General features: G+C 69.3%; 16 protein-coding genes and 2 pseudogenes. 4 read left to right on the top strand and 14 right to left on the bottom strand.

The annotated features are described in order from the left end of the window. Positions 1-27 precede the first annotated feature (27 nt). Genes FGL98_RS22315 through FGL98_RS22305 form a run of 3 tightly spaced genes read left to right on the top strand, consistent with a single transcriptional unit; the run spans position 28 to position 2,490 of the window. Positions 28-378 carry a helix-turn-helix domain-containing protein gene (locus FGL98_RS22315; protein ID WP_146320666.1) on the top strand — a complete coding sequence of 117 codons (351 nt, stop codon included), beginning with the start codon at positions 28-30 and terminating at the stop codon, positions 376-378. Between the two features lie 50 nt (positions 379-428). After that, on the top strand, positions 429-2,261 hold the full coding sequence (locus tag FGL98_RS22310) for a hypothetical protein (protein ID WP_246136698.1): 1,833 nt from the start codon (positions 429-431) through the stop codon (positions 2,259-2,261). Between the two features lie 4 nt (positions 2,262-2,265). After that, the gene (locus FGL98_RS22305) at positions 2,266-2,490 is read left to right on the top strand and encodes a hypothetical protein (protein ID WP_146320664.1); all 225 of its coding nucleotides are present in this window, start codon (positions 2,266-2,268) and stop codon (positions 2,488-2,490) included. Between the two features lie 167 nt (positions 2,491-2,657). Here the strand turns inward: FGL98_RS22305 and FGL98_RS22300 are convergent, their stop codons facing one another. From FGL98_RS22300 to FGL98_RS22245, 13 genes and pseudogenes are all read right to left on the bottom strand, one after another. Continuing rightward, positions 2,658-4,139, bottom strand: a complete 1,482-nt coding sequence (locus FGL98_RS22300; RefSeq protein ID WP_246136697.1) for an ATP-binding protein — start codon at positions 4,137-4,139, stop codon at positions 2,658-2,660. Between the two features lie 59 nt (positions 4,140-4,198). Further along, positions 4,199-5,704, bottom strand: a complete 1,506-nt coding sequence (locus FGL98_RS22295) for an SCO6880 family protein (protein ID WP_146320660.1) — start codon at positions 5,702-5,704, stop codon at positions 4,199-4,201. A gap of 33 nt (positions 5,705-5,737) precedes the next feature. After that, positions 5,738-7,468, bottom strand: coding sequence for a TrbL/VirB6 family protein (locus FGL98_RS22290; protein WP_186526325.1), 1,731 nt, complete (start codon positions 7,466-7,468; stop codon positions 5,738-5,740). Further along, positions 7,357-8,172 carry a hypothetical protein gene (locus FGL98_RS25600; protein WP_186526324.1) on the bottom strand — a complete coding sequence of 272 codons (816 nt, stop codon included), beginning with the start codon at positions 8,170-8,172 and terminating at the stop codon, positions 7,357-7,359. The genes FGL98_RS22290 and FGL98_RS25600 overlap by 112 nt, the downstream gene beginning before the upstream one ends. Then, entirely contained in the window at positions 8,172-8,483 is a 312-nt protein-coding gene (locus tag FGL98_RS22285; RefSeq protein ID WP_222432344.1) for a hypothetical protein, read from the bottom strand. The genes FGL98_RS25600 and FGL98_RS22285 overlap by 1 nt, the downstream gene beginning before the upstream one ends. Then, positions 8,480-9,367 carry a hypothetical protein gene (locus FGL98_RS22280; RefSeq protein ID WP_146320656.1) on the bottom strand — a complete coding sequence of 296 codons (888 nt, stop codon included), beginning with the start codon at positions 9,365-9,367 and terminating at the stop codon, positions 8,480-8,482. The genes FGL98_RS22285 and FGL98_RS22280 overlap by 4 nt, the downstream gene beginning before the upstream one ends. A gap of 90 nt (positions 9,368-9,457) precedes the next feature. Then, positions 9,458-10,252 carry a hypothetical protein gene (locus FGL98_RS22275; protein WP_146320654.1) on the bottom strand — a complete coding sequence of 265 codons (795 nt, stop codon included), beginning with the start codon at positions 10,250-10,252 and terminating at the stop codon, positions 9,458-9,460. Positions 10,253-10,533: 281 nt separating this feature from the next. Further along, a pseudogene (locus tag FGL98_RS22270) lies at positions 10,534-11,297 on the bottom strand (ISL3 family transposase); the annotation flags it as partial. 125 nt (positions 11,298-11,422) lie between these two features. Beyond that, positions 11,423-13,093: a hypothetical protein gene (locus FGL98_RS22265; RefSeq protein WP_146320650.1), complete on the bottom strand. Its 1,671-nt coding sequence runs from the start codon at positions 13,091-13,093 to the stop codon at positions 11,423-11,425. A 64-nt stretch (positions 13,094-13,157) separates the two neighbouring features. Then, positions 13,158-16,376: a LamG domain-containing protein gene (locus FGL98_RS22260; protein ID WP_246136696.1), complete on the bottom strand. Its 3,219-nt coding sequence runs from the start codon at positions 16,374-16,376 to the stop codon at positions 13,158-13,160. A 206-nt stretch (positions 16,377-16,582) separates the two neighbouring features. Continuing rightward, positions 16,583-16,909, bottom strand: a pseudogene (locus FGL98_RS26535) (hypothetical protein); the annotation flags it as partial. Continuing rightward, complete coding sequence (locus tag FGL98_RS22250; RefSeq protein WP_186526322.1) at positions 16,818-20,213, bottom strand: LamG-like jellyroll fold domain-containing protein; 3,396 nt, start codon at positions 20,211-20,213, stop codon at positions 16,818-16,820. The gene FGL98_RS22250 and the pseudogene FGL98_RS26535, both read right to left, overlap by 92 nt. A 650-nt stretch (positions 20,214-20,863) precedes the next feature. Further along, entirely contained in the window at positions 20,864-21,937 is a 1,074-nt protein-coding gene (locus FGL98_RS22245) for a 1-phosphofructokinase family hexose kinase (protein WP_146320643.1), read from the bottom strand. 388 nt (positions 21,938-22,325) lie between these two features. Here FGL98_RS22245 and FGL98_RS25590 point away from each other — a divergent pair, with 388 nt between their 5' ends. After that, on the top strand, positions 22,326-22,493 hold the full coding sequence (locus FGL98_RS25590; RefSeq protein WP_186526321.1) for a hypothetical protein: 168 nt from the start codon (positions 22,326-22,328) through the stop codon (positions 22,491-22,493). 59 nt (positions 22,494-22,552) lie between these two features. On the opposite strand, the gene FGL98_RS22240 is transcribed toward FGL98_RS25590, so the two are convergent. After that, positions 22,553-23,698, bottom strand: coding sequence for a hypothetical protein (locus tag FGL98_RS22240; RefSeq protein WP_146320641.1), 1,146 nt, complete (start codon positions 23,696-23,698; stop codon positions 22,553-22,555). Between the last annotated feature and the right edge of the window lie 242 nt (positions 23,699-23,940).

The raw sequence follows: 23,940 nt of genomic DNA, 5'->3' as shown, positions 1-23,940 counted from the left end.
GAAGAACCGAGGGAAGAGAGGAAGCAAATGCAGTGGAACCTGCGGCTACGTGCCGCCGAACGCGGGATCTGGAAGTCCGCCGAACTGCGACGAATGCTCGCCCGTGCCGGGCTTGAGATCTCCGCGGGGAAGATGTCCTCGTGGTGGGCCGGTACCCCGATCACCATGCGCCTGGATGACCTCGACGTGCTGTGCTCGGTGCTGGAGTGCACGATGAACGACCTGATGAGCCCTGAACCAGACAAGGTCGCGGCCCGTCGCCCCCGTGCCACCGAGGCCGCCAACGGCGAGCACGCCGGACCCACCAGCGGCGCAGATCCAGGCGCACCCGCGGTACGGCCCCGGCTGGGCGCGCCCCGCTCGACCCCGCCGCTGTAGACGTAGCGGCCAGATCGAGTCAGGCAACGAGCAGGACAGGGCGAGACCTCATGCCGGCACCGGGACCGGGCGCACCGTTGCGGGTGCCGCCCAAGTGCAACCGCTGTCAGATCAACCGTGTCGCGTGGACCAACCCCCGCGTCGACTTCTGCTACGCGTGCCTGCCCGGCGGCCCCTTCGACGCCCCACCCTGCACGCGCTGCGGTAGCACCATCGAGTACTTCAGCCAGGGTCTGTGTAGCCGGTGCCACCCACGCAGCAGCGAGCACGTCGGCTCCTGCAAAGGTTGCCTGGCCTGGGGCGTGCGCCCCCAGTACAACTGGACCTGCTGGTCGTGCAGATGGTGGGCATCTCATTACCCCGAAGGCACCTGCATCCACTGCGGCCGCGCCACCCGCATCAGCGACACCGGAGCCTGCCGCCTGTGTCTGGAGAACGCGCGACTCCACCAAGAGCCCGGCCGCGCCCCCGACGTCGCTGGCGCCAACCAGCACGGCCAGCAACTGTTCTTCGCGAACATGATGGTCAAGCGGCGCGCCAGCCCAATGCCCGACCGAGTCACCTGGCACGGCCGGTGGTCGACGAAGAACAAGAACCAGCTGCCGTACAGCCAGGACACCACCTTCGACGAGAACGCCGCGGAGCAACTGCTCCTGTTCGACATGGCCCCCGACCCTGAGGCCCTGCGCCGCAGGATTCTGCTCGAGGACAGCGAACTGACCCGCTACTGCGCCGCGCTTGTCGCGGACCACGCCCACCGTTACGGCTGGAGTACCAGGCAACGCAACGCCGTGATGCAAACCCTGCGGATGCTTCAGACCGTGCGTTCCACCCCGACCGCGAAGATCCGCGCCAGCGACATCGTGGCACTGCGCCGCTACGACGGCACGATCACCTCGACCACCGATGTCCTGGCCGAAGCGGGCCTGCTCATTGAGGACGTCCCAACCCGGGTCGAGAAATACTTCACCGCCACGTTCATCGCCAGCGCAGGGCTCCCACCCCTGATGGAACAGCACCTGCGCCTGTGGCTGCAGATCATGATCGGCGGCTCGCGACAGTCGCCCCGCCAGATCCCACGAGACCCAGCCACTGTCGAACTGCATATCCGTGGCCTGGCACCCGTGGTCCAGGCCTGGGTCGAGGCCGGGCACCAATCGTTCGCCGAGATCACCCAGAACGACATCCGCGCCGCCCTGCAGACACTGCCAGCCGGGACCCTGCGCCACTTCGCCGAGAACGGGCTGAAGTCGCTGTTCAAGATCCTCAAGGGACGCCGGCTCGTGTTCACCAACCCCATGCGCGGCCTCGACACTGCCCGAATCGCCACCAACATCCCGCTGCCGCTGAACACAGCCCTGATCCGCGCCGAGCTCAACGACCCCAATCCCGCAGTGGCGCTGGCAGTCGCCCTGATCGCGTTCCACGCCCTGACCGCCAAACAAGTGCGCGAACTGCAGCTGACCGACATCGTCGACGGCCGACTTCGCATCGCTGGCCGCGACATCCCCCTGGCTGCACCCGTGCGAACAAGACTCACCGCATGGCTCGACTACCGCACCGCCGCATGGCCGGCCAGCGCCAATCCCCACCTGCTCGTCAACAGGCGCACCGCACCACGCCTGACCCCCGCAGGTCGCTCCTTCCCCTGGGTGCACTGTGCCGTGCGCCCCCAAGCGCTGCGCGAGGACCGGATCCTGCACGAGATCCACGCCACTGGCGGCGACGTACGCCGCCTGTGCGACCTGTTCGGCCTCAGCGTCGAGGGAGCCACCCGCTACCTCAAGACCATCGAACACCACGACCTCACCACCGACCCGGCCGCATCAGGTGGACAACCAGCGACCCGAGCAAACGCGAAGCAGCCAGACGAGAAGGCGTGACCAGATGCCGAACATCTCGCTGGACATGACCGACGCAACCGAACTGCGCGAGATGCTGGCCTTTGTCTCGGACTGGCTGGCCAGCGACCGCGAGCACCTGGAACCCTCGCTCCAGCGATACGTCGGCGTCGAGGGCTACGGCGTCCAGCCGCTGCGCCGCGACATCGAACGGTTCAGCTTCCTGCTCGGTGATGACGGGTCGGACCTGTTCGGCACCGAGCCGATGTGACTGCCCCTCGAAGCCCAGCCCAGACTCCCGGCCCGAGCTCAACGACCACTCGACCCTCTGATCGGTCACATCCACGTGACAGTTCTGCGAACATGCATCAACACCAGGCGAACTCACGCCGAGCACGTGCAAGTTCAGCGAGAAACCTTCAGAAATCGCACGAACAGTCATAGAGCGCCGTCGATGGCGTCGTTGGTGTACGTGATTCGCGCCTCGGCGGGGTGCAGCACGGTCTGGACCTTGTACAGCCCGTCGCCGACCCGCCACAGGGCCCGGCCGGTGCCGCCCATCGCCCACCCGGTGATCAGGGTGCGGGCCATCGGGCCCAGGTCCAGCAGCGCCGCGAGCTCGTCCCCGACGGCGGCGTCCTGCCCGTGCAGCACCTGGATGTCGGCCAGGTGGATCATGTCCCGGGCGATCGCGACGGCCTGCGACCCGACATCGCCGGCCGACATCGGGTCGGACGGTTTGTGCGCGACCGCGATCTGGATGTCACCGGCCGAGCGGGACAGCCGCAGGTCGGAGTCGAAGCTCTTGACCGCCTCCGGCCCCAGGCGCAGCTGTTTCCAGGACTCGTCGCGCACACAGATGCGCAGGTCCCCGGGCTCGGCCATCTCCCGCATACCCCGGCCCCAGGAGTTCAGGCAGGTCAGCGCGATCCCCATCGCCTCATCACCCAACGGTTCCAGGTGGCGCAGGCTGAGGGACTGGATCGGTGCCCGCCAGTCCAGGGCGATGTTGGTGGCCTGATCGAACATCCCGGCCAGGTGCCCGGTGGTCAGCTGGGACAGCGCATCCCGCAGCAGCCGGGTCTCGTCCAGGAACTGCCGCCTGGACCCGTAGGCGCACTCGGTCACCAGCTCCTTCGTGGGGTTGGCCAGGGCCTCCCACAGGGCAGGGATGGTGGTCTCGACCAGTCGGCTGTTGCCCTGGGTGTACCCGGTCAGGTGCCGCAGCGCCGCGCCGACCGCCTGCGCGTCGGTGGGCCCGAACGGCACTCGGGCGGCGCCGATCCGTTGGGAGCCGACCAGGCCCCGCACCAGGGTCAGCCACCGGCCGAACACGATCTGCGCGCGCCGCTTGGTCTCGGGCCCGTCCAGGTCGCCCCAGTGCTGCCCGAGTGGGCCGAACGCGAGGGGGTTGATCCGGGCCGACAGGCCAATACCGATGGTCACCGGCTCCACCCCCAGGGCGCGGCACAGCTTCTCGTACTCGTCCTTGGGGTCGCCCAGGACCAGGGTGCGGTACCCGAAGTCCATCATCCGCAGGCAGAACGCCTTCACGGTCCCGGACTTGCCCCGCCCGGGTTTGCCATAGACGAAGATGTTCGGGTTCGTCACCGGCACGTGCTCATCGGTCACCCAGCCCATCGGGTCCGCGTAGAAGCTGGCCCCGGACAGCTCGTTGATGCCCATCTGCGCGCCGGTCGGTGGCAGGCCCGGTGCGCTGATGAACGGCCAGAACACGGGCGCCTGGTCGCTGGTCATCCGGTAGGCGCGCACCGGTGCCCGCGCCGGCGACCAGCCCCGGCCCGCTCGCGGGCGCCCGCGCGGGGACGCGTGGTGAAACAAGCGGGGCTCCTTGGTTGCCGCGACCTGCGCGGGGACCGTGGGCAGGTCGTGCCCGAAGTCCGCGAGCAGCCTCGCCACGTCCCGCCCTTGCCCCGCATGCTTGACGGGGTGCCTCCCCGGGTGCCTCGGAGGTCGTCTCATGGGGTGCTTCTGCGGGTCAGGCTCAGGCCCAGCGGGATCACCGAGGCCGCGAAACCGGCATCATGGGCGATGTCCAACCGCTGTGGCGCGAACCCGGCCCGGCGGATCGAGGAGTCCAAACCTCGGGCGTACTGGCTGATCCGCGCGGTCTTCGGCACGGTGACCGTGGCGATCGCATAGGGGCGGATCATCGAGTGCCCGCGGGCGAGCTTGCCATCCATCGCCCGCGCCTTGACCCCCTGCTCACGGGACCGGGCGCGCGCCTTGATCCCCAGGCGCTGCCGCAGGCTCTCCGCGGTGTCGGCGGCGAACTCACCGTTGCGGGATGCTCGGTCCGCCTTCGCCTGGCCCACGATCGGGTAGGACACCATGACACAGCGCCGCTCCCCCGGCTGCTCCGGAGTCAGCACGGGTGCCAGCGCACCCATCAGCGCGCCCCGGTCCGGCAGCACGATCGCCGCGCAGACACTGTTCCACGCGTCGTGGCTGTAGTGGCGCATCACCGGGTCCGCACCCGACGGACCGGCCAGGCACCAGGGCACGTCCGCGTTCACGCCGGGATCCGACCGTTGTGCGGCCAGCGCGTCGACGATGCTCGCCCGGTCCGCGGGGGCGAAACCCGTGCGGCACGCGGCCGCCAGCTGCGGGCTGGACAGCCAGGACACCCGGCTCATGCCCAGGGAGCCGCGCAGCTGCGCCTCCAGCTCGTGCGCCAACGAGTAGAGCACCCGCGCCCTGCCCTCCAGGCCGCGCCCGACCTCCTTGGCGGGCCCCGCGATCCGGGCCTCGGGGACCACGAACGTGAAGAAGGCCTGCGTGCGCACCGACGCGCGGGTCAGCCCGGCCTGCAGGTCGTCGTTGACCTGCCGGGCCAAGTCCGGCCCGGCCGTGGTCCGGTGCCGGGCCACCCACTGGTCGCGTTCCGCGCCGTCCTCCGGCACGGTGCGCACCATAAAGATCAGCTCGTCGATCAGCTCGGTGCGGTTCGCCAGGTCGATCAGCTCGGCCTCCGCAGCACCCAGCCGGGCCCGCTGGTCCGGTCCGCTCATCCCGATCCCCGGATGCACGACCGCCGCGGTCAACGCCCAGGTCCGGGCCGCATGGTTCTGGATCAGCGCGACGCGCTTGTAGGCGTGCCCCTGCGCCGGCCCCTCGTGCGTGCTGATCGCCCGCAACGCCCCGGGCAGGTCCGGCTCCAGCGGGTCGGTCACCCGCCCCGACGCGGCCTTCGACCGAAAGACCGTCCACCCCAGGGCCCCACCGTTGATCGATGCCGCGACGCTGACCGCCCAGCCGGTGGCCGACCGGCCCCTGATCGGCACGATCACCAGCAGCACCAGCACCGCCCAGCAGGCGGCCAGGCCGAGGGCGGCCCACCACCTGGCGGCGGAGATCGCCCCGAACACCGGCAGGCATGCCACCGCAAGCAGGGCCAGCTGCGGTCCCCGCAGGCCGAAGAACCAGCCGACCCGGTCGCCCTGGTAGTCGTCGTACACGCTCATGACTGTTCTCGATTCACTCGTTTCGGACACGGGTCAGGCCACCACGGCGCCCTCAGCGGCACCACCGCCAGCAGCACCGCCCGAGCCACCGGGGCCGGCGGGTTTACCGCCGCCGCCCGGGGTGCCCTGGCCGCCCGGTCCACCGCCGGCCGGTTCCTTTGCCGGCGGATCCGGTGGGCTCGGGGTAGGTAGGCTCGGCGGTGTGGTCGCCGGCACATCCGGTGAGGCGGTCGAGGGGCCAGGGTCCGGCGCGCCCTGTCCCTGGTCGTCCGGCCCGTGCTCACCGCTGGTCGGCTGCTGCTGACCGTCCGAGGGGGACGGTGGGTCCGGGTTGCCCGGACCGTCGCCGCCAGTGTCGTTTTCGCGGATGCCGTCGCGGGTGCCGTCGCCGTTGGTGCTGTCGCTCTTCGTCTTCTGGGTTCCGGTGCCGGCGAAGTCGGGGTGGTAGGTCTGGTGGCCCACCCCCATCTGGTTGGTCAGGTCGACGCCGATCGCGGCGCCGCGCGCACCGACCGACGCCACCGTGCCGGCAACCGCGCCCAACGCGCCCATCCCCTTGACCATCCCGCCCTTCGAACCACCGTGACCGCCACTCTTTCCGCCGCCGGCTCCGGCGAACCGACCCTGAGTCGTATCATCGGCACCGGACTCACCCTGCGAACGACCATCACTACCGCTCTGAGATGCCGCGTCACTGCCCCCGCTGTTGCCGCCAGTCAGCTTGGTCAGCATCTGCCCCACGCCGCCGCCCGCGGCCATGCTCGCCCGGATCGCCGCACCCGAGTTCGTTCCCGGGTCCACGAACGCCAGCAGCTTGAACAACGCCAGCGGCGAGACACACCCGACACAGATCATGATCACTCCCGGCAGCGCGGTGGCGACCGCCTCCTGGGTGCTGTCGCTCAGGCCCGCGGCGACCCCGGTGCTGATCTGCACACCCAGCCCGAGCACCAGGATCATGAGCACCGGCGTCAGGGCGGCCGCGTGCACCCACCGCAGGCTCTTCCAGAACCACGACCGGCCCACGTCCGAGACCAGCCCCGCGGCCGAGATCGGGGTCGTGGTCGCCAGCACCAGCAGCGCCGCGGCCCGGGCCAGCATCACCAGGATGTGACCGATCGAGGCGAGGATCAGCACGATCCCCATCACGGCCAGCACCGTCGCTACCGTGCCGTCGGTGATCTCCGTGGTGGAGAACGACGCGAACCAGTCGATCTGCGACCACCTGGTGACGCCGAGCATCGCCTTCATCAGCCACCGGGTCAGTCCCCCGCAGGCCACCACCAGCGCCACCAGGTAGGTCACCCAGCCCGCCCACACCCCGGCGAACTGGGCCAGGCCGATGCCGACCCGGGCCAGCGCGGGCCCGCGCCGGGTGAAGGCCGCCGCGCCGATCTGCACGAACCCCAACAGCAGCACCAGTGAGCCCGCGATGGCGAAGCAGATCCCGTACGCGGTAGACGCCGGACCGTCAAAGCGCAGGTCCGGGGTGGTGAACGCGTCCAGCAGAGTCAACGCGACGCGGAAGAACCACAGCCCGGCGTTCCAGATCGTCAGCATCGCCCCGGTCCACAGCTGCGCGCCCGCATCGGCCGCCCCACCCAGCAGCGCCCCGATCGGGTCGCCGATGATGTGCCCAATCCACCCCATGCTCAGTCGTCCCCGACCGGGGTCCAGGTCTTCCAGCCGGCCCGAATACTGATCGGGGTGCCCGGCCACGTCGCCGGCGCCACCGCCGGCGGCGCCCCGGGCGCGATCATCCACCGGCCCGAGCGCCATTGCATCCGCTCGCAGTCCGCGACGGCGACCTGGGTCGTGGCCCGACGGACGGCCTCCAGCCGGAACAGCACGCACGCGACCACCCAGTCCGGTCCGTCGGACCCTTTGACCTGGCCCGCGACCGGTGTCGCGGTCAGGGTGATCGGGGCGGAGGGGACACCGAGCAGCCCGGTGGCCAGTCCGGCCTGTACCCAGGTCATCGGGGTCCACGAGCGGATGGGGACGGCCCCGGGCAGCGCCCAGGCCGCATACGCCGCGTTCGCCTGCGTGATGCTCATCTGCTGCAGCACCGCGGCCTCCAGGGCGGCGAGCTGCCCGATCGCGCCGGCCGGGGTGCGTGGGTATCCGGTGGCGATCTCGGCCGGGCCGCCGGCCTGGGCGACCGGCACCCTCAGCGAGGGTCCCGGGGTCGCGGCGGGCGCGCTCGGGGCGGCTGCGTCGGGGGGTACCTGCAGCATCCGCGCGGCGGCGACTCGGTCCCGGTGCGCGGGCCCGTGGCCGGTGGTGATTGTCGCCGGCGCCACGATCGACGTGGCTGAGGAGTGGCCGCCACCGCCGGCGATGAGGTAGTAGACGCCGAGGCCCAGTCCGCAGACCAGGGCGATCGCGACGGCGAGCAGCGCGGCCGCGGTGGCGACGAGTCGGCCTCTACCCCAGGGGCGGGCGTTGAGGGTCCCGGTGGCGGTCATCAGCACTTGGTGATGCCGTGGACCATCGCGGGGAGCACCATGTATGCGACCGCGCACAAGAAGACCACGACGATGGAGATGATGCCGACTTTGGACGCGTGTGGCATCGAGAAGACCCGCCCGGCCACGATCGCGCCGATGCCCACGATGACCCCGATGCTGATCAGCCCGAGGACCGCCCACTGTACCCAGCCGGTGATCGTGCCCTGGTATGCGTCCATGCCGGGAGGGGCCTTCGGGCACGCCGCCAGCGCGTGAACGATGCCCGTCTGAATGATGCCCGTGTGAATGGTGCTCGCCGGGGGTGTCATGACAGCGTCCCTTCGCGGTCGTCCTGGGTGTCGTCCGGGTTGTTGTCCTGACTCAGTCGGTGCAGGATCTGGGCCGCCGCGTGCAGCAGCGGCGGCGGTAGTGGTGCCGGTGACAGCCCCTGCGTCGCCAGGGACGCGTCGCGGGGCACCTCTACCAGCCGGTCGTCACCTGCCAGGTCGTTGATCAGGTCGCCGCCTGCGCCGTCCGTGCCGCGGGGCCACCGCCCGCGTCGCGGGCCGACGACGGCGGCGATCATCCGGCCGGTGCCGAGCAGTTCCGCTGCTTCGCGTAGCCGCCGCATCCCGGGAACGGTTGCCGTGGTGACCAGTACGACCCTCGGCGCGCCGGTGGCCAGTGCTGTCAGCCAGCACGGCGTCGCGAGCAGTTGGCCGACCTCCCACGCCGCGTCCACCACGGTCAACCCGGACGGTGCGTCGAGCGGTGTTGGTGTCCAGACCAGGTCGGCGCTGGGGAACACGTCCCACGGCCGGTCCAGGCGCACGCCGGCGTCGCGGGTTCCGGTCGCCCAGCCGCGATCATCGACACCGAGCTCCGAGACGCAGGCATTACTCATACCCGACGCGGTGTGCGAGGCGCACTCGACGACCCGGGCCGACGAGGTGTCTGCCGCGACGGTGGCGATCGCGACCGCGACCGTGGTCGCGCCGGCCTGCCCGTGGCACCCGAGGACGGGGATGACCCGCTCCCCCGCAGCTGGCGTCCACGACTGCCCGGACGGGCGATGACTGGACCGCGTGCTGGTGCGAGGCGCGGGATCCGCCGGCTTGCGCGCTGCCGGGTCGTCGGTGAACTCACCCGCCAGGACCGCCGCCCACGCTCGTTGCAGTTGCGCGACCCCGACCCCGATGCGGGGAGAGTCCACGCGAGCGGCTGTCCCTCGACCTTCTGCTGCGCGCGACTCGTCCACGCCCATCGCCTCGCCCACCACAGAGCCGTTATGCGCGGACACGGCTCACGCCGAGACGTCGACGTAGTCGGAGGCGTGAGCCGCCAGCGCTGCCACCGACTTGCGGGCGCGGCGGCGCACGGTGCGGGAGGTCACACCCCACTGCGCCGCGACCCGTTCGGACAACTCATTGCCGGCCAACCCACCCAGCTCACGGGCCGCTCGCACCGGCACGGTGTCCGCCTCATGCACCAGGGCCAGCAGCAGCCCCCTGTCGGCGACACTGATCACCCGCGCCTGGCACGCCCAGTCCAAGACCTCCAGCAACTCCTGCCCGGGAGGCCCCGCGCCCTCCTGTTCGGCGCTCATCCACGTCCCCAGGCGCGCAGGATCGACACTCACGGTGCTAGCGGTCATCCGGCCCATCCGCGAATACGCCTCAAACCGGCGCAGCACACCCACCCGCGTGTTCGCCAAGATGTTCGCCGCGACCCGGTCGAGCCGTTCGAACGGGAAGGTTCGCACCTCGATCCACAACTGCCCGGCGACGGCGCAGTCAACCTCCTCCCCCAACCCGCGGCGGAGGTGTGCCGCCAACCGGCACGCCCCCGGTAGCAGCGCCCAGCACAACACCAGGGCCGCGTCATGGTCATCCTGGCCGGCCTCGGCCGCCATCGGTGCCAGCGCGGCCAGCACCGAGTCCGCCGTCAGCCGATCCGCCGCCGCGAGCTGCTCTCGTAGGTCATCAACCCGAGCGGCGAGGCCAAGACGCGGCTGCCCCGCCGTCCAGGTCGCCCACTTGTCCCGCGCGCCATCCAAGGTGGCCCGGTCATCCAGCTGAAGAAAGTCTGCAACACTCATGCGCCACACCGTGACCGCGCGACGTCCCCCACTCTGTCCCCGGGGACGCTGCCAGTCGGCATGCTCCGGCCGATCTCCGGGCACGTCCCCACCAGCGTTGTCGCAGGTCAGGGCGTTACAACGGTGGATGTCTCAATGTCCTCAGAGTGGGTGGGCTTCGCCGTCACAAATCGCCGCACCACTGGCGTTGTCGTCTTCAGAAAGTCGATGACGCTGCCATCCCGCGGCATCAAAAACGCCCCAGGTGGGGCCCACTTCAGGGTGGCACACTCGGTGGCACCGGCCCAGCAGGTCGAGTGAGTGGAGACCTCGGCCAGCCCATGCCACAGATGCCACGGGTCAGTGACCTGGACCGCCGACGGCAGGGCGTTTCGTATGGCCTGCGCGTAGGTCGCCGACCCGTCCCGGCACACGACCTCGACACCCGGCTGCTCACGGAGCCAGTCGGCCACGACCGGCGCGCGCCGCCCGGGTAGCACGTCGATGCGATGGCCGGTTGCGGCGTCGATGAGCACGGTCGCGTACTCGTGACTGCGGCGCAACGCGAAGTCGTCGATCCCCAGCACCCGCGGCGTTGGCCGGTCGGGCAGCGTGATGGCCAGCAGGGTGCCGGTCGCGGTGTCCTTCCCGGCGGTGATCCCGACGGCAGGCGCGAGCCGCGCTGACGCGCGGCCGGCCAGCTCGGCGACGATCGCGCGCAACTGCTTGGTCAACCGGACCGTGCGTCGCTGGTAGCGCTCCAACAGGCCACGGACCTGCTCCCGGAAGGTCTGCCTGTTGCAGGTGCCCGTACGGCAGCGCATCCGCCGCACACGAACCCGCACCAGCACGCGCCGCCCATCGACCGGCACATCCGCAGGTAGACGCTCGTGGAACGCGTGCACGCTGCTCGTGGGCGCCCCGCAGGACGGGCAGGCCACCGGCCGGTCCCGGGTGCCGCGTGCACCACGATCGCGTCACCGTCGTCCTCGACGCCGTCGATCCGCAACGCCAACAGACCCGAGAACACCGTCCTGACCAGGGGATTCGCTGTATCACTCACCACTCATGCTGACCAGGCGGGCACGCCAATGCTGAGCAGACACGCCAGGCACCACCGAAAGTGCCACAGAGCCGAAAATCTGACACTCCCAGCGACCCCCTCTGCGCGAGGGGGTCGCTCCGTGGGTTTTACGGCCGTAGTTTGACGGCGCCGAGTTCCTTGCCTGGCGTGGGCTTGGCTGTCGGGTCGGCGGCTAGTGCGGCGCGGCGCGCCTCAATCTCTTCCTCGGAGAGGGCGAGGACCGTGAATTTGAGTTCGTAGTCAGCCGGTAGGGTGCGCCCGTTGAGCCGTAAAGAGCAGCGGATCGTGGTGGTGTATTCGGCTGGTACTGCATCCACGATAGTGGAAACGGTGAAGGCCGGTTGCTTGCTGATCGTGGTTGGTGGGGTGGCGATCGTGACTGAGCCGTCCAGGTTCTTGAACCAGATCTCGGCGCCGTTGGGGATGTTGGTGGCCGTCAAGGTGGCGAGCACGCTGCCGGTGAACGGACCGGTCTCGAGCACGGCATCGACGGTGACGTCTGCCTGTTCCGGGGCCGGTGCTGGGTCGGTGGCGAGTTCGCTGACCGTGACGACATCTGACTGGACACCCTTGGCGTTGGTCTCCCGGACGACGCCGATGTCGTAGTTGGTCGACTGGCTGCCGAAGATCGAGGCGGTGTGCTGGCCCCAGCTGACCCCGGAGAACAGGACCGACGGTGCGGTGGCTGGCACGATCAGCCGTCGCGATGACCCGTAGTAGCGGGCTGACTGGTTCACCGCGACGGGCAGGGTTTTCATGAGCTGGCTGCCGAGCATGATGCCCTTGGTCGGGCCGACACCGAGGTGTTCCTGGGCGATGCCGAACTGGGTCAGCGGGCGGGCGTACTGGCCCAGCAGCGGATGATCTGAGGCCACGGGCATGACCGCGTCGAGCCAGATTTTCATGTCTGGTGCGGGGTTGCGGCCCTCGGAGTACCAGGTGTAGGTCACATCGGAGGCCCAGTTGGCAGGGATGGTGGTGAGCAGGGTCAGGTTGAAGCGGGGTATTCCTTTGCTGTCGACCGTGTTAGCGACCGTGGTCGGGCCGATGCTGATCATCGGGTCCGGGCCGGGGGTACCGCAGTTGAACGCGACTTTTGAGCCGTCTGGCACGTTCTCGCACCGCAGGATGACATAGACGCCGCCGCCTTCGGTGCCCTGGCTGTAGTTGACCACGGTCGAGGTGACCGGGTTGCTCGGGTTGATGGTGACCACGTTGCGCCAGGCCATGTTCGGGTGCTGGGAGATGTAGGCGGCGAAGTCGGTCAGGTTGCCCAGGGTGGGCAGCGGGTTGGGATTGTCGTCGGTGACCAGCCGGGCGACCACGCAGTAGTGGTCGTTATAGATCGGCTCCGGTATCCAGTTGAAGCCCTGGCTGGTGACGAACCGGCCGTTGTTGGCTGCGGCTGTCACGGTGATGCTTTTGTCGCCGCCGCTGGTACGCAGCGGGTTCTTGGCCCACCCCTTCTTCGGGTCTAGCGGGTCGGTCGGCCACAGCAGCAGGCTGGCCGGCGAGTAGTAGAGGGACACCTGCCCGCTGCGGTCGGTGGTGGACGGGTTCATCCCGCGCAGGTAGATGTAGTTGGACTCCGAGGCGTTGGTGGAGTTGCCGTAGTCACGTTTCCACGCGTCGTCACCGATCAGGGTGTTGGGGTCGCTGACCGGGGTGTCGCCCAGTGGTATCACGTCCGGGGATGAGGACAGGGTACCCGCTGTCGGGTACTTCCCGGTGTCGTCGAAGTTGTGTCGGAACATCAGGTCGTTCCATTGCTCAGTCATGAGGAGTCTCCTTCAGAGGTGGGGGTTTTCATGGTGTCGTGGGCGCCGCTGGGCTGCGGTCGGGTCAGGTCGCGCGCAGTCTGACCAGTTCGGCTCCGCTGGTGGTCGCGGTCTGGCTGGTGTACTTGTTCACCATGTACGCGAGCAGATCGGTGCGCAGGCTGGTCAGGGTGTCGTGGGCGTCGCTGCGCTGGACTTGTGCTGCGGTCAGGAAGGTGACCCACCACGACAGCTGCCCGGCGAGCAGGCCCGGGTCCTGAGGTGAGGTGCCCAAGGTGGCGGTGACCGCTGCCCCGATCTGCGCGGTCGAGGGCAGTGCGGTCCCGATCTGCTGCTCGACGAGCCGGGTGATGACCACGTTGCTGGCCAGGTTCGCCGGCGGCACCACCGGGGGCGCGGTGGTATCGGTGGTGGTGGGCTGCAGCGGTGGTGGGACCCGGCTGACGTAGGTCACCCGGTGCAGGACTCGCCAGGCGCCGTTGGTTTGTACGGTCGCGGTGCGTAGCGCCGCGGCGGCGGGATCGGCACTGTTGGCCAACCAGTTCTGGTCGATCACGGTCTGGTTGAAGGTGCTGAAGTTGTCTTCCGAGGGGGGCAGGAAGAACGACATGAACCGGTATCCGGTGACCTTGCCTGGTGCGTCGTCCTCGGTGTACCCGGTGGGCTGGCCGTCGGCGCCTAGGACCGGGCGCTTGAGGTACCGGTCCGGGTCGAAGTCGACGTCCAGGCCGAAGCTGGACTCGCTGTCCTTGTCGCGGACCGACATGACCTCAACGGAGCTGGCGAACAGGGCGTCGAACTCGCCGTACAGCCCGACGACTGCGGCGGCGGCGAGTTCGAAGCTGAGGCCGTTGCTCATGTCCCAGCCGGACAGCCCCGAGTAGGACTCGGTGTAGGTGTCGACGAGTTCGGACTGTTCGGTGTGCAGCCCGCCGCCGGCTGTCCACACGTAGGTGTTGACCAGGCTGCGCTTGGCCAGCGCCTGCTTCCAGTCGTAGGACGGGTTGGCCGGCAGGATTTGGTCGCGGAACGTGCCGAACCCTGTGTCCATCGCGGCCGCGTCGATCTGCGCGCCGAGCGGGATGCCGTGGCTGAGGCCCGAGGTGTCGAACTGCTGGTAGTAGGCCTCGAGTTGCTTGTCCTGTCGCTCGATCCGGCGTTTGAGGTTGTAGGCCTGGATCGGTTGGAAGTAGCTGGCGGGTTGGACGTCGGCGTAGGGGAAGTCCGGGTCGGGGGTGAATCCGACCATGCCGTCCAGGGTGCCGTTCTTGGTGTAGTGCGGGTCGATGGGGAAGTTGATGACGTTGACGTCGATCCCGATGCTCGTGTCCGGGACCAGGGTCATCTTCACGACCGCGTTCGAGCCGCGCAGGCTGACCAGGTACAGGTCGGCGGTCATCGACTTCACCACGGCGTAGCCGAGGTTCTCCGGGACGTACCGGCGCCCGACCTGCGGGTTGAGGAGGTGATCGGCCCGTTCCCACTCACCGCCGGCGCTGATCGCGTCGGTGGTGCTGGTGTGCTTGCCGTAACCGAAACTCAGTTCCGTTTCCGAGCTGTGGTTGGTCGAGGTGTCGCCGGCGTAGCCGAGCTTGCCTTCGGCGGTGGCGACCTCCCAGTCGACTTCTTCGCCGATCCCCACCGAGACCCCGGCCGAGGTGCTCAGGTACAGGCCGACCTTGCCCTCGATCGAGATCGAGCTACCGGTGTTCTCGCTGCCGGTGAAGACCTGGGTGGCGCTTTGGGCCTGGGTCACCGTGACCTGGGTGTTGTCGGCGTAGGTGTTCAGGTAGTTGACGTCGTTCCACCAGGGATTGGTCTGATTCTCACTGGGAATTGGTGGTGCGCCCTCGATGAAGCCGACCAGCGACGGGGCGGTCTGGACCTGACCGGCGTAGGTGGTGTCCAGATCGCCCACGGTGAACCCGGGTAGCAGGCTGACGGTGTGGTCGATGCCGGCGGAGTAGCAGCGTTTCATCACGCTGTACAACGCTCCGTAGGCGTCGCGGCGGGTGTCCGCGTACTCGACCACGGACGGGATTCCCTCGATGCGGGTGGTGAAATCGGTGATCAGCCCGCCGAGGACGTTGTAGACCTCCTTGGCCTCATTAGAGATCGGCGCCCGGGACGGGACCCACGCCGGCAACAAGGAGGCCGGGAACAGGTTCCCGTCGTTACCGTGCCCGGTGGCATCGGCGGCGATCGCGCCCGAGCCGGCGTCGAAGGGCCAGTAGCCGGCCAACCCGGTCTCGGCCCCGGTCAGCTCCCGGTACATGTCCTCGCGGATCTGCTCCGAGGTGCGAGCCTCCCCCCAGATCCGCACTTCGTTGAGCTGTCCGGAGAACGGGTTGACCAGCGTGTTGACCCCGGCCTGGTTGGCGGCGACGGTGAACTGCTCGATGCCGTACCCGCCGATGTCCTCGGGGCGGATCACCGACGTGACGCTCTGGGGCATCCCGTCCACGGTCAGGGTCAGCACCGACGCCGGAGCGTAGAGCCGCCAGAGCTGGTTACTGGTCAGCACCGCGTTGTTCAGGTTGTTCTCGTCGTAGGCGTACTTGCCCTGGGACTGCGACCAGCGCCAGGCCGAGATCAGCCCGTTCGCGTCCGGCACCAGGTGGTTGGCCCAGGTGCCGGCCACCACGGCGGCGCTCAGCTCGGTGTTCCAGAGCCGGATGTCGGACAGCAGGCCGGTGAAGTAGGCCGCGCCGGCGGTGCTGCGCCCCAGGTTGAGCCGGTTGCTGCTGGTCGCGATGGAGATCGGGTCGGGGTAGTTCTCGTCGAAGCTGCCGGCCGGTTGCCCGTTGACGTACAGCCGGACGCGCAGGTAGTAGCTCGGGGTCGCGTGCTCATCCGTGGCTGGCGGGGTGTTGCTGCCGGTGGCGACGGTGGCGACCGCGTAGCAGGGTGCCCCGGCCGGAATCGGCTGGTTGCTCTGCAGGGTCACGGTGCCGGCCGAGTCCAGCGTGGTGGGGACGGTGACCAGCACCTTGCCGGTGTAGTTGATCCCCAGCTCGTAGTTGCCGGGCTTGCTGACCAGGGTCTGGACCACACTGTTGCGGTCGGGGGTGAACCACGACTCGATCGAGAGTGTCGTTCCACAATCGAGGGATGGATCATTGCCGCAGTCGGCGTAGTCGGCACCTGCCAGCTGTAGGGCGAACGCGGTGCGGTACGAGGCGGCCAGGTGGTGCCAGCCGCCGAGGAGCGGCGTGGTGCCGCCCGACAGGCCGTAGTCACGTTGATCGCCCAACCGGCCGCGTAGACCCCGCCGCCCGACCACGGCGGGCTGGCCTGGTTCTGGATCGGCGACACGGACGGGAAGCCCTCGACCGCGACGTTGGTCACCGAGGTGCCCTCGCCGTCGATCAGGTACCAGGCGATCACCAGGGCGGGGTCGGTCGGGGTCGGGGCGATAGTGACCGTGGTGGCCACCTCGTCGGCGGTCAGCGCCTTGGCCCACATGAGAATACCGTTGGCCTGCATGGGGAATGCGGACCGGGTCGCGCCGGCCGTCAACGCTCCCGGAACCTTGGCGAAGGTGACCGGTGGGCCTGCCTCGTCCCCGGCCGGGACCCCGTCCAGGAAGAGCCGCAGCCGGAGGTTGCCGTCGGGCTGCTTTGCCAGGGTCGCGGTGATCTGCCGCCAGACACCCTTGGCGAGCCGGGCGGTGCTGGTCGCGGTCAGCGCGCCGTTGGCGTAGCTGGCGACCACGGTCGAGTCGTCACTGACGCTCAGGGTCAGATACGGCTGGCTGACGCCGACCGTGGCCAGCCGCATGAGCTGGCCCGAGTCTCCGGTGCCAGTCGGGCACACCCACAGCTGCAGGGGTGCAGTCCGTGCCGTCCAGGTCGTAGGACCCGTTGATCGCGGTACTGTCGGTGAAGTTCAGGGACGGTGCGGGCTGCAGGCCCAGGGCCCACTGGATCGGCTGATCCGGGAAGTCGGGGCTGCCGGCCCGGTGGTAGCCGACCAGCCGCGGCCGGGCGCCGGCGGGGGTCGCCCCGGCCGGCTTGCACCAGGCCTCCACCGTGATGTCGCCGGGAAGCGCCAACGTCTCGGAGGTCGGTGCCGCCATGTCCCAGACCACGCCGTTGGCGCCGTTGACCGCGATGGCCTTGTGCGGGCTGACCCGCACCCAGCCGCCGTTGATAGCCGCGGTGCTCAAGGTGGCGGGGCCGGTCGTGTTGTCCACCAGCGCGACGCCGCCGTTGGATGGCTCGCTGGCGGCCAGCGCCCGAACCAGGGTGGAACCGGCGCTCAAGGTGGTGGTCTTACCGCCCGAGGCCAGCTGCGCGCTCTGCAAGATCGCAGCCGGCACCGGATCCTGCTGGGTCACCCTGGCATTGGGCGCCAGGCGTTCCTCGGCGAAGGCGGCGATCAGGAACGCCCAGGCCCGCAGGTCGCGCACCGGTGGGGTGGCAGCGGGCTGGTCGAGCGCCGCGGCGCTCAGCCCGTCGGTCACGGCCAGCACGTAGAGGCTTAGCGTGCTGGCGTTGATCGCGGCCGCGACCGCAACCTGGTCCCGGGAGATGTCGCGCAGCTCAACCGTTTTCGGGCCGTTGGCGTCGAGGCTGAGCTGGATGGTGCACCGGTCGGACCGGGACCCGGCCTCGATGGCCACCTTCAGGTCGGCGACCCCGGCAGGAGTGAGCAGGAGCAGGTCATGGGTGGTGTTGGCGGCGTCCACTGTCGCCAGGCCGTGCACGGACGCGCTCGCCGAGGTGGTGTCGGAGTAGTCGTAGCCCGGCGCGATACCGCCGAGCTGTTGCAAGAAGGTCGCGGCGAACACCGAGACCTCTGGCCAGGACTGGGTCACCGTCGGGGCCCCGGTCCACTGCGGCACGGTGAAGGTGAGCCGAACCGTGCAGGTGGTGTCGGTGACGGTGTCGATGCCGGCGCTGGCCAGCTGCATCACCGCCGGGAACCGGGACAGCACCGACAGCACCGAGGAGGTGTCGGGCGAGCTGACCGCCATCTGGCTCTGGGCGTAGCTGCCGGTGCAGTCGTAGAAGGTGGCGCCGCCGGATCGAAACAGCGGGGTGAACAGGTCGGAGGTAGCAGTGCCGTTCAACACCGCGACGAACCGGTCCAGGGACCGGGGTACCCCGCGCCAGGTCTCCACCCGGCCGTGCCCGTCGTCGATGCCGACTGTGCACAGCGCGGCACCGTCGGCCGGTTGGATCGTGATGGTGGCGGCGTTCATGAAGGTGCCCGACCGGGCCGCGGTGAGCTGGAGGGTGCCGGTCTGGGCGGCCGGGCCCGCGGTCGCGGTCCAGCCGGACTGCCACACCGCCCGGGCGCTCTCGGCGTCGTACTGCGCCACACAGAACAACCCATCCCGGTCACCGTCCGGCAGGCCGGCGTAGTACAGGTGCACCAGGCCGTCCGAGCCGGTGAACAGGCTAGGGGAACCACCGGGTTCGGCGAAGGAGAGCACACCGGCGTAGCTGGCCAGCCCGTCAGCATCGACGTACAGGGTGCCGGCGGTATCGGTGGAGATCGGGGCCGTCGAGGAGACCAGCACCGCGCCGTGCACGGCGGCGTCGTTGTGGTTGGTGCTCTGATCCGGGGTGATCGGCGGGCTCGCGTCGTAGTCAATCTGGTCGAATGGCCAGTCGCCGACCGGCACCGCGGTGCCGGAGCTGACATCCCATAGTCGTAGCCCGTCGAGGATTCCCACGATTCCGTCATGGGATCCACTGATGGTAGTGATCGGCTGACCGGCCGGCAGGGCGGTGTTGTCCGCGCCGGTCACCGCCACCGGCCGACCGTTGACGAGGACCGTGAAGTTGCCGCGGGCGGCCGCGGTGTCATAGCTGACCTGGACGTGGACCCACTGCCCCGGGGTGATCACGGCGGCGGTGGTGCTGGCCGACACGGCGTCGCTGCCGGTGCCGAACCCGGTGGCGACCCGCAGGTCACGGGTGATCATCACGTACGCGGCGGCGTTGGCCGCGCCGTTCGCCGGGTCGCCCCGGAAGATGTACTGGTCGGTGGTCACCGCACTGGACGGGTACAGCCAAAACTCCGCCCGGTAGGACCCCTTCAGCGCCAGCGCCGGGCTGGCCGGCAGCTGCAGGTACGCGGCGTTGGCGAACTGGAGCGCATCGTTGGCGGGCTGGACCAGGCTGGCCGAGGTGGTTTCCGGCAGCCGCGCGAGCCGGCCCCCGGTGCCCAAAGCGAGGTCGAGAGTGGCGATCTGCAGCGCGCCGTCGGTGCGCCGGACCGGCTGGGCCAGCATCACCCGGGCGGACCGCTTGAGCAGCAGGTCCGAGCCCGAGGTCGCCTTGACCCGTTCCCGCAGGGTGTACAGCGTCGCGCTGGGTCTGCCGGCAAGGTCCAGGGGAATCTGGGCGCCGTCCTGGTCCAGGGTCAGGGCGATGGTGGCATCCGGGTCGATGGTGCCGCCCTCGGCCAGCTTCACGCCGGCCAGATCGGGCAGGCCGTTCTCGTCCGCCGGGAAAGAGAACAGGTCGAGCGTGCCGTTGGGGGCGTTGACCGCAACGAATTGCCAGCGCGTCCCGGTACCGGACTGATTGGGCAGGATCAGTGCGTCGAACCGGCCGTCGGTCAGGTTCTTGATCATCGGCAGTTCGATGGTCGGCTCGATGAACGGGGTCCCGTCCGGGGCGGTGTACCCCTGGGTGTCGCGGGGACCGTCGGGAATATCCTCCTTTCCCGACCGCTGAAACCGCACCTCCCACACGGGCTCGAGGACCGGCACCGCCACGCCCCCGCCGGCAGGCACCGCGCGTTTGAACATGAACCTGTTCAGCAGGACGGTGCCGCGACTGGACTGCTGCAGCAGGTACAGGTACTTCTCATCGGACACCAAGACCAGCGGCGCTTCGGCCACGGCCAAGATCGTGCCGTTGGTGTCGCCGACGGTCACGATGCCCGACCCGGCCGGGCGCAATTGCGTCGGAACGTCGAGCTTGACGAATCCCGTCCACTCGAGATTGTCCACCGCGGTCGAGACCTTCAGGTCCAGCACGTTGTAGAAGAGATCAGGTCCGGTCGCGGCCCGGGCGAAGGCGATCACCGTGCCCTGATGGTCCACGGTCGCCACCTGCCGCAAAAGCCCATGCACCCCCGAGGTCGCGGTCAGTTCAGGCAACGGGTGAGGGGCACTGGCATGGCCGGACTGCCGCGTGTGGGCAGTATCAAACACAGTCTGAGCGGACATAGTCGTCCCCTTTACTCTTCGAAACCGTAATTCGCGGCGTGAAGCGCGCCCGAATCTCGTGAATAGTCCTTTAAGCGGGGTCGCAAACTCCTAGCAAAGAACCTAGAAGAAACCCCACCCCCGCACAGTAAGCCCCTGATTCCTGAGCTTTCCTTGGTAGTGAATCTTGCACTGTCAGAACGTGATCCGTTCCGTTCCTGAATCATCGACCTTAGGGATCAGCTTCGGGAAGAGATTTTGCCAAATATTTACCTACATAATTCTGCCGTCAGCCAGATCTTCTCGACGGGAAAGAACGTGCCCCGTTTTAAAGGCAGTAAAATGGCACAGAGGTACTATCTCCTACAGAATCGTAGATCCGGTCAGCATTGATGATGGCGTGTCTAACGGGCTAAGAGTTGTTGAGCTTTTCTCGGTACCAGGTCAACCACCCCCTGCAGCAGGAGCTATCCCTGTGCCAGACAGCAGGCCGACGACCTGGTCACCGGCGCCGCCGTGTCGGCCGGGAGGTTCCTGCCCTGGTCTGACGCTCCCCCGCTGACGACCCCACCCGGGGACGAAGGACGAAAGAGGCGTCGAGGTCAGGCCGACCGGGCGGTCGCCGGGTTAGACCAGGCTCGCTCGGCCCGGTGTCGGGGTCGCGGCCTACCGCGTGCCTGACCCGGTGGTGGCTGCGCCGGGCGAAGGACCGAATCAGGGAGGGCGTCGTTGCTCCGACTGAGGTTCACGGTGCTGGCAGCCGTCTGGGCCGGACCGGGCGGGTGGAGGCCGGGTTGCTGGACGGCTGCGGCGCCCCAGGCCACCCCGGTCATCAGCGCCCGGTCGGCAGGCGCGCCCTGGTCGAGGGCGTGCAACACACCGGCCAGTAGTGCCGGCCCGGCGCCGGCCGTGCAGACCGGTCGCACCCCAGACGCCCGGGCGTGGAGGCATTCGTGGTCGCTGACCAGCATCGCGCCGTCGGCGCCGAGCGTGATGATGACGACCGGCACCCCGCGCCGCACCAGGTCCTGGGCGGCGCGGCGCACCTCGACCAGGGTGGGCAGGTCGCCGCCGGCCACCTGGGCCAGCTCGGCCCGGTTGACAGCGACCAGGTCGGGGCCTGCGTCCAGGGCGTGGCGCAGCCCCTGGCCGGGGACGGCCACGGCGACCTGGGCCCCGTAGGTGTGGGCCCGGCGGACCACGGTCGCGTAAAAGTCCTCGGGCAGCCCGGTGGCCAGCGGGCCGCACACGGCCAACCAGCCCGCACCCGGCACGGATTCATCCCGGCTCGCGCCCTGCAGCTGGTCGTCGGTGCACGCCAGCAGCGCGAACGCCTCCTGGGCGCACAGGCTGGGCCCCCGCTCATGGAACGTGGTCGTGGTGCCGCCCGGCTCGACCACAGCCGTGTCCACTCGCAGCGACCCGGTGATCGGGACCGGCGCGAACGGCACCCCGGCGTCGCTCAACAACAGGGTCATCTGCCGGCCGGTGACCCCCCCGATCGGCAGCACCGCGGTGCTCTGCGCGCCGTGCGCGAGCAGGGCCCGGGTCACGGTGATCCCGTCCCCGCCCGGTTCCAAGGCGGAGTCCGCGGACCAGTTCTCCTGGCCACGCCGCACCCCGGCCACGGCAAGGGTGCGATCCAGCGTCGGGCTACACGTCAACGTCACAATCATCCGCGGACCACCCTTAATCTCGTTACCGCGCAGGCCAATCCCACCCGACAACACCGTTGCCCACCGGCGCCACCCCCACGGCCTCGGTGCCAAACAGTCACCGTCGAGGGTGGTCACACCATTAAAGCAAACCGCCTGGTTGGTTTCTAGTGGAATGAGAAAACCCGATGGCCCGTCTCCCAGTCACCGAGCCCAGTCCCACGTCACCGCCCTACCCGCTGGCTGCCCTGGCCTGGGGCGGCGCCTGCCCTAGCACGTTGGGGTCACTGCGGGGACCGCTCCGCCGGGGGCTGATGTTGTATTCCAGGCGCCGACTCGGTTGCTACCCGGTCGTGCATGGCGTCAGACCCGTGCTGAGATATCCGCACTGGCGGGGATCGAGCCAGTGGTGATCGAGCGGGTCCTGCGCGCACCCGGCATCCCCCATGGCAGCGCGGGCCGGTGGGCCATGGCGGGTCTCGTGTCGTCTTGTCGGATCACCTCTGCAGTGGCCGGTGCCAGCGGGTTGATGTCGGGAGGGTCCGGCCTGCCGGCCGACATCATCGCCGAAACGTAGCGAAAAACGGTGAGGACCACGAGAACCACATTGGCTGACGGCCCGATGATCGACTAGGGCTAGGAGAAGATCGGTGCCGTCTGGGTGCCTACGGGCGTGGTGGTGGCATCCTGGCGTGCTGATGCCCGGGGACTGTTCTGGGCCGGGGCCAGGTGAGTTGCCGGGAGGTCGGTGATCGCGCCGCCGGTGCGTTGCCACCAGCGGGCGCCGGCCTGGGCTTGGGTGCCCGCGAGGTTGCCGACGGTGGCGATCGTGGCCAGGTCGGGGTGGGCGCTCATGCCGGCTGCGTAGACCGCGTCCGGCGACTGCGCCGGATCCCTGGCGCGGTCCAGGAGACTGACGTCATCGGGCACGCCGCCGGAGCGTGCCAGGGCGACCAGTATCTTTCCGGGTCGGGCGGTGTCCGGGCCGGACAGCAGGCGACGCAGCCGGCCTGCCTCGTCGGGGCCGGCGAGGTAGGTCAACACGGTGTGAGCGGCGGTGGGTGCGTACCCGTCGCACGGGCTGTCCAGCAGGTCGAGTGCGGTGCGGGCCAGGACTTCCCGGTAAGGGCTGAAGGACAGCAGCAACAGCGCGTGGTGTCGCCGTTCGATGAAGTCAGGCGATAGGCCCTCGCGCAGCGCCCGCTCCAGCATCGGATCCTTCCGCCCGCAGACCCCGCGGGCGGCGTAGACATACTGCGCAAGGTGGTCGGGGCTTTGCACCCGGGCGCCGGTCTCGGCCGGTGCCGGGTGGTAACCCAGTCGCGCGACCACCCGGGTGGTCAGGTCCGGTGACAGGCGCTGCGCCAGCATGAATGCGGGCGCCGACCGCGGTCCGCGGTCCTCGGCGCAGGCCACAATGGTCTGCGACAGCGCGGGCACCAGATCGGCCGACAGGGTGCCGGCCACGATGGAGGTCAGCAGCCCGATCGCCGCGCCCCATTGGCGCGGTCCGCGGTCCTGCCCCAGACGGCGTATCAGCCAGTGCAGGACCACCGGGTCGGCGGTGTGGCCGAGCACCGCGAGCACCCCGACGACGCTGCGGTCTGCAGGCTGCGCCGTGACCTGGTCGACCTGGTCGCAGACCAGCGGCCGGGTGTACCCGTCGGCCACCAACAGCGACAGGGCCTCGATGCGGGTGGTGTAGGCGTGGCCCACCGAGCGCATCGTCTGGGTGATCAGGGCCCCGATCCAGGGGCGTAGGACCGAGGGCGGCAGGATCACACCGGCAGGGCCCGTCAGCAACCGCGCCGCGTCCAGCCAGTCGATGCCGGCGATGCTGCCGGCCGCGATCTGTGCCTCCAGGGCAGCCAGCCAGGCACTCGGATCGCCGCCCGATGACCCTGTGTTTTGTCAATTGGATGTCGGCCGTTTGAGCGCTAATTTTCCGGCCAGTTGAGCGGGGTTTCCTGCCGTTTGAGCGTTACGACTAGAACGGCGGGTTTTTGGGGTCGTCCGGGTGGGTG

Origin of the sequence: Leekyejoonella antrihumi (genome assembly GCF_007845645.1) — a bacterium.
Lineage (GTDB): Bacteria > Actinomycetota > Actinomycetes > Actinomycetales > Dermatophilaceae > Leekyejoonella > Leekyejoonella antrihumi.
Note: the sequence above shows the minus strand (reverse complement) of the source record. Positions and strands in the feature narration are given on the sequence as shown.

Excerpts from the sequence above, each read along its gene's own strand:
- FGL98_RS22310 (WP_246136698.1), top strand. The coding sequence starts at position 429 with ATGCCGGCACCGGGACCGGGCGCACCGTTGCGGGTGCCGCCCAAGTGC.
- FGL98_RS22265 (WP_146320650.1), bottom strand. The coding sequence starts at position 13,093 with ATGACTGAGCAATGGAACGACCTGATGTTCCGACACAACTTCGACGAC.
- FGL98_RS22245 (WP_146320643.1), bottom strand. The coding sequence starts at position 21,937 with ATGATTGTGACGTTGACGTGTAGCCCGACGCTGGATCGCACCCTTGCC.
- FGL98_RS25600 (WP_186526324.1), bottom strand. The coding sequence starts at position 8,172 with ATGACCGCCACCGGGACCCTCAACGCCCGCCCCTGGGGTAGAGGCCGA.
- FGL98_RS22275 (WP_146320654.1), bottom strand. The coding sequence starts at position 10,252 with ATGAGTGTTGCAGACTTTCTTCAGCTGGATGACCGGGCCACCTTGGAT.
- FGL98_RS22295 (WP_146320660.1), bottom strand. The coding sequence starts at position 5,704 with ATGAGCGTGTACGACGACTACCAGGGCGACCGGGTCGGCTGGTTCTTC.
- FGL98_RS22315 (WP_146320666.1), top strand. The coding sequence starts at position 28 with ATGCAGTGGAACCTGCGGCTACGTGCCGCCGAACGCGGGATCTGGAAG.
- FGL98_RS22285 (WP_222432344.1), bottom strand. The coding sequence starts at position 8,483 with ATGACACCCCCGGCGAGCACCATTCACACGGGCATCATTCAGACGGGC.
- FGL98_RS22305 (WP_146320664.1), top strand. The coding sequence starts at position 2,266 with ATGCCGAACATCTCGCTGGACATGACCGACGCAACCGAACTGCGCGAG.